Genomic DNA, 5,312 nt, shown 5'->3' with positions numbered 1-5,312 from the left:
AGTCCAAGCACACCTGCTCGAACTCCTCGGCATCGACGAAACCAGACCCCGCTGGCTGGAGACCTAAACCCCCAAGTGCGAAGTCACCGGCTAGTGCCGCGACAGGCAACGTTCGCCCCGTCACGATGCCCGGCACGCTCCCCCACACTCTCGACTCCGCTCGAGCAGGGGGTACCCCCACTGGCCACACCGGCCGAAACCCCGAGTACGTCCGGTACGAGGGCTTCCGGTCGGCACGCCGAGAGCACGCACCGGACGCCGCTCCTCAACGGGCAAACGTCGCCTGCCGCCCGCACTAGCTCGGACGGCCCTCAGCAACACCGCCGCCCACCTGGCAAGAGGGCGTGTCTCACAGGGACGGATGGTTCCTTCGGTCCCTCGGGGAACCTATCGTCAAGGTCATGTTCGCTGTCTACGCCGCCCGAATCGACCGCGACCAGCCGCTGTCCGGCCTGGAGTTGGGAGAGCGCCCTGCTCCCGAGGCCCGTCCCGGCTGGAGTACCGTCACGGTCAAGGCCGCCTCCCTCAACCACCACGACCTGTGGTCCCTGCGTGGCGTGGGCCTCGCAGAGGACAAGCTGCCGATGATCCTCGGCTGTGACGCCGCCGGCGTCGACGAGGACGGCAATGAAGTCGTCCTGCACTCCGTGATCGGACAGAGCGGGCACGGAGTCGGCCCGAAGGAACCCCGTTCCATCCTCACCGAGCGCTACCAGGGCACCTTCGCCGAGCAGGTCGCCGTGCCGACCTGGAACATCCTGCCCAAGCCCAAGGAGCTCTCCTTCGCGGAGGCCGCCTGTCTGCCGACGGCGTGGCTGACCGCGTATCGGATGCTGTTCACCAACGCAGGGGTACGGCCCGGAGACTCCGTACTGGTGCAGGGTGCCGGTGGTGGTGTCGCCACGGCGGCGATCGTGCTGGGCAAGGCCGCGGGGCTCCGGGTCTTCGCCACCAGCCGGGACGAGGCCAAGCGGAAGCGGGCCCTGGAACTCGGGGCCGTCGAGGCGCTGGAGTCCGGGGCGCGGCTGCCGCAGCGCGTCGACGCCGTGATCGAGACCGTCGGGGCCGCCACCTGGTCGCATTCCGTGAAGTCGCTGAAGCCCGGCGGCACGCTGGTCATCTCCGGTGCCACCAGTGGCGACCGGCCCTCCCATGCCGAGCTGACCCGGATCTTCTTCCTGGAGCTCAAGGTCGTCGGGTCCACGATGGGCACCAAGGACGAGCTGGAGGACCTGCTGGCGTTCTGTGCCGCCACCGGGGTGCGGCCCGTCATCGACGAGGTCATGCCGATGGACCGGGCTCGAGAAGGCTTCGAACGGCTGGCCGCGGGTGAGCAGTTCGGGAAGGTCGTGCTGACGAATCCCTGAGCTTGCTCGAGGTGCGTCGACGGTCGGCCCGGGAGGGGCCGGCCGTTTTCATTTGTCAACTATGGTTGACGAGAGTCGGCTGTCAACGTAGGTTGACTTCATGACCGAAGCTACCGATCTGGCCGAGCGTGCGGGTGACCGTGATCCACGGGTCGGCCTACGGGCCGTCGCCGCGCTGCGTCGGCTGCTGGAGCAGTTGGAAGCCGTCCAGGTGCACAATGCGCGCAACCAGGGCTGGTCGTGGCAGGAGATCGCCACCGAACTCGGTGTGAGCAGGCAGGCCGTGCACAAGAAGTACGGGAGGCATTGATGTTCGAGCGGTTTACACAAGACGCCAGGGATGCGGTCAAGGGCGCTTACGCGTATGTGGAGGGGAGCGGTGGGGGTGGGCAGTGTGTGGAGCCGGAGCATCTGCTGCTGGCGCTGCTCGACCGGGAGGGCGGTCGGGGGTCCTTCGCGCTCGTCGCTCTCGGGCTCGATGAGCGGCGGGAATCCGTGCGGGAGGCGCTGCGTGAGGCGCGGAGGCGGGCCGGGCTGACGCAGGCCGACACCGCCGCGCTGGCCGGACTGGGGATCGATGTGGGGGAGATCGTCGCCCGGGTGGAGGAGGCGCACGGGGTCGGCGCCCTGGCCGGGGACCGAAAGGGCAAAGCGCGGTGGTCGGGGCGGGTCTCCTTCGGCGGGGGTGCCAAGGAGGTGCTGGAGCGCTCACTGCGGGTCGCTCTCGCCCAGCGGGACCGGCACATCGGGGACGAGCACCTCCTGCTGGCCCTGACCTTGTGCCCCGGCGTGCCGGCCGAGGTCCTCGCCGACCACGGGGTGACGTACGAGTCCCTGGTGCGGGTGCTGTACGGCAGTGATGGCGAGGCCAAGGCCGGCTGAAGGGCAGGGCGGGGCCGGGGCTCCGGGTGGGCGTCTACTTCTTCTGCGTACGCAGGAGGGCTCCTATGTGGGCCGCCGCCGTCGACAGGTGCCGGCGGGCGTCGCGCAGCTGGTCGGGGGTGACGCCGTGGTCGCGGGCCGCGTCGCGGATGTCGTCCCGGAAGCGGTCGAGCAGGCGGTCCAGGTCGCGGGCGGGGTCGCCGGTGGAGTCTGCGGCGTTCTCGTGCGCCCAGGCCGGTTCGTAGGCGGCTGGGAAGCCCTCCGAGGGCTCTGAGGGGGCCGGTTCGGGAGCGGACCTGCCGGTGCCGGTCCAGTCGAAGCCGAGGTCCTTGCCGAAGTCCTTGCCGTAGTCCTTTCCGAACTCACCCACCTCCTTGACCAGTTCGCTCAAGCCCTCGCGCAGCCCCGTCGGCCAGTCGCCGCGTGTGAAGTGGTCCTGCACCTGCTCCTGGACGCGACGGGTGATGCGCTGAACCTGCTCCTGGGCCTGAACCCGGGCCTGCTCCTGGGCCTCTTTCGCCTGGCGGCGGGCGCGCTGGGCGTCCTCGCGGGCGCGGCGGCTCTCGTCCTTGGCGCGCCGGGCCTGCTCCTTCCACTCCTGCCGGGCGCGGCGCATCTCCTCCTTGGCGATGCGCCAGGCCTCCTTGTCGCCATACGGCGAGGAGTCGCCGTATCGGGCGCCTGCCGTGCCGTCGGTCCTGGTGCCGCTGTCCCGGCGGGCCTCGGTCGCCGCGGCGCGCATCTCGCGGCGCAGGTCGCCGGCGGCTCCGCGCACGTCGGCCTGGATCTCCGCGGCCAGTTCCGCGACCGACTCCCGGATCTCCAGCTCCAGGTCGGCCAGCTCGCCGCTGCGGTCGGCCAGCTCGGCGCGGCCCGCGTCCGTGATCGAGTAGACCTTGCGGCCGCCCTCGGTGGTGTGGGTGACCAGGCCCTCGGCCTCCAGCTTGGCCAGGCGCGGGTAGACCGTGCCCGCCGATGGTGCGTACAGCCCCTGGAAGCGCTCCTCGAGGAGGCGGATCACCTCGTAGCCGTGGCGGGGGGCCTCGTCCAGCAGTTTCAGCAGGTAGAGGCGGAGGCGGCCGTGGGCGAAGACGGGGGGCATGTCAGAGCACCTTCTTGTCGGTCGTGCCGTCGGCCGGGGCGGTGGTGGGGTCATCGCCCCGGCCGGAGACGGAATTGTCTCCCGAGCCGTCCTGGGTGCCGCGCCCCGGGGCTGCCGCCGCGCCGCCGGCGGGCGGGGTGTCCTCTCGCTCGCCGTGATCGTCCTCCCCGGCGGGGCGGCGCAGCAGGGCGATCGAGCCGGAGACGGTGGTGGCCCGCAGTTTGCCGGTGCCCGCGCCGAGGCGGCCCGTGATCTTGTGGGCGCCCCACTGGCCGTGCACCCGCAGCCCGTCGAAGGCGTTGGAGACGGAGCCGCTCGCCGTGTTCGCCTCGACCTCCGCGTCCGCCGGGTACGGCAGCCGGATCGCGATCTCACCCGAGACGCTGGTCAGACGGACGTCCGTCGGGCCGTTCGGGTCGAGGTCGACGATCATCGAGCCGCTGACCGAGTCCGCCCGCACGGAGGGTCCGGAGCCCTCGACCACCGTGAGGTCGCCGGAGACCGAGTTGAATCGCAGCTCGCCGGTCACGTCCTGGGCCTCCAGGCTGCCGGAGACCGTGTCGGCGCGGACCGGGCCCGAGAGTCCCACGAGCGTCGTGTCGCCGGTGACGCCCTTCACCACCGACGGGCCCTGGATCCCGGAGATCACGGCGGCCGCGCCCACCACGCCCACCTCCACGCGGGTGCCGACCGGGACGGCCAGGGAGACCACCGCGCTGCGGCGCCAGCCCTTGCGGTCCAGCCACTTGAGGAAGCCCTTCCAGGGCAGGTCCTCGTAGGCCACCGTCAGGACGCCGTCCTGCTGGGTCACCACCAGGGGTGGTCCCTCGATCTCGGAGATCTCCAGGCGGGCGGAACCTTCGTCGGTGCCCACCACGTTCACCGTTCCGTTGACGAGACGTACGTGCAGATCGCTCACGGGCTCGTCGAAGGTGAGCTTCCTCGGTTCCGTGACGGACCACTCGGACATGCTGCAGACCTCCCCGACTCGACGCGCCATATCGCGTCCTCTCGTATTCACGATATATCGCGGTCCCGGAAAGTCAAGACACCCGTTCTGGGGATGGGTGGGTGGATAAAAGTGCTCAAAATCGAATGATTCGCCCTAGCGTGTGAGCATGCCGACGGAAGCTGCCCGCACCGGTCCCGCGTCTGGGGCGTTGCTGCTGTGCCGGGCGGCGCCCGCGTCCGTCGCCCCCGTCGCCCACCTGTTGCGCGAACCGATGCGGCTCACGCGCGCGGGCGGCGAATGGAGCGTTCTCGTCCCCGAGGGCAGGCCCTGGCGGGACGGCGCCGAGCCCGTCGACCGCGTGGTCACCGGCTGGACCACGGCCCTCGCCGTCGGCGCGGCCTGGCCCGTCCTGGCCCTGTGGTGGGACCCCGACCACGCGGGATTCACCTTCGCGTCCGGCTTCCGCCGCCCGGTCGGCTTCGAGTGGCTCGCGAGCGGCGTCCCGGTCGGGGAGGAGGAGGCGATGCGCACGTTCGCCGCCCGGCTGGGTCTCGACCCCGTGCACGACGTCCAGGACCTCGACCGGCTGACCGCACCCGACGCGGCGGTCGACGCCCGCACCCGCCTGCGCGGACTGCTCGGGGTCCTCGCGCGGTTGGGCGTCGCCCTGCCCGCCGAACTGGCCCCGGGCGAATCCGCCGACCGTCTCCTGGAGGCCGCCGCCGGACGGCCGGACAGTCTGCCCGTCGAGTGGCCGGGCTGGCGTGAGACGGTCGCGGAACGCGACACCGTGGACCACGGCCGCCTCGGCCCCTGGATGCCCTGGACGGGCGGCCCCAGGGCCCGGGCCCTGGCCCTGGCGCAGGTGGCGGCGGGGCTGCCGCTCCTGGTGCGGGGCCTGCGGCGGCGGGGTGGCGGCTGGGCACCGGCCAGGGCCCTCGTCGGTGACGCGCTGCTGCTGGGGCACCTGCCCGAGCAGGAACTGGGCGAGAAGGCCGCGGACGCGGTC

6 protein-coding genes are annotated in these 5,312 nt (G+C 71.7%); 4 read left to right on the top strand and 2 right to left on the bottom strand.

The annotated features are described in order from the left end of the window. The first annotated feature begins 401 nt into the window (after positions 1-401). The 3 genes from ABZ281_RS36290 (at position 402) to ABZ281_RS36280 (ending at position 2,249) form a co-directional block, all read left to right on the top strand. The gene (locus tag ABZ281_RS36290; RefSeq protein WP_356662316.1) at positions 402-1,367 is read left to right on the top strand and encodes a zinc-binding dehydrogenase; all 966 of its coding nucleotides are present in this window, start codon (positions 402-404) and stop codon (positions 1,365-1,367) included. A 100-nt stretch (positions 1,368-1,467) separates the two neighbouring features. After that, positions 1,468-1,677: an HTH domain-containing protein gene (locus ABZ281_RS36285; protein ID WP_356662315.1), complete on the top strand. Its 210-nt coding sequence runs from the start codon at positions 1,468-1,470 to the stop codon at positions 1,675-1,677. After that, entirely contained in the window at positions 1,677-2,249 is a 573-nt protein-coding gene (locus ABZ281_RS36280; protein WP_356662314.1) for a Clp protease N-terminal domain-containing protein, read from the top strand. Before ABZ281_RS36285 ends, ABZ281_RS36280 begins: the two co-directional genes overlap by 1 nt. 34 nt (positions 2,250-2,283) lie before the next feature. Here ABZ281_RS36280 and ABZ281_RS36275 read toward each other — a convergent pair whose 3' ends face one another. Together ABZ281_RS36275 and ABZ281_RS36270 are read right to left on the bottom strand one after the other, a co-directional pair. Continuing rightward, positions 2,284-3,351, bottom strand: coding sequence for a helix-turn-helix transcriptional regulator (locus tag ABZ281_RS36275; RefSeq protein WP_356662313.1), 1,068 nt, complete (start codon positions 3,349-3,351; stop codon positions 2,284-2,286). 1 nt (position 3,352) lies between these two features. Then, positions 3,353-4,321, bottom strand: coding sequence for a DUF4097 family beta strand repeat-containing protein (locus tag ABZ281_RS36270; RefSeq protein WP_356662312.1), 969 nt, complete (start codon positions 4,319-4,321; stop codon positions 3,353-3,355). Positions 4,322-4,469: 148 nt separating this feature from the next. On the opposite strand from ABZ281_RS36270, the gene ABZ281_RS36265 reads away from it, so the two are divergent. Further along, the coding region (locus tag ABZ281_RS36265; protein ID WP_356662311.1) for a hypothetical protein at positions 4,470-5,312 on the top strand (843 nt) is incomplete at its 3' end.

The organism is Streptomyces sp. NPDC006265 (genome assembly GCF_040613555.1).
Classification (GTDB): domain Bacteria; phylum Actinomycetota; class Actinomycetes; order Streptomycetales; family Streptomycetaceae; genus Streptomyces.
The sequence above is the reverse complement of the archived record's forward strand: the minus strand, read 5'-3'. Positions and strand labels throughout refer to the sequence as shown.

Coding starts and splice junctions, on each gene's coding strand:
- ABZ281_RS36290 (WP_356662316.1), top strand. CDS start 402: ATGTTCGCTGTCTACGCCGCCCGAATCGACCGCGACCAGCCGCTGTCC.
- ABZ281_RS36285 (WP_356662315.1), top strand. CDS start 1,468: ATGACCGAAGCTACCGATCTGGCCGAGCGTGCGGGTGACCGTGATCCA.
- ABZ281_RS36280 (WP_356662314.1), top strand. CDS start 1,677: ATGTTCGAGCGGTTTACACAAGACGCCAGGGATGCGGTCAAGGGCGCT.
- ABZ281_RS36275 (WP_356662313.1), bottom strand. CDS start 3,351: ATGCCCCCCGTCTTCGCCCACGGCCGCCTCCGCCTCTACCTGCTGAAA.
- ABZ281_RS36270 (WP_356662312.1), bottom strand. CDS start 4,321: ATGTCCGAGTGGTCCGTCACGGAACCGAGGAAGCTCACCTTCGACGAG.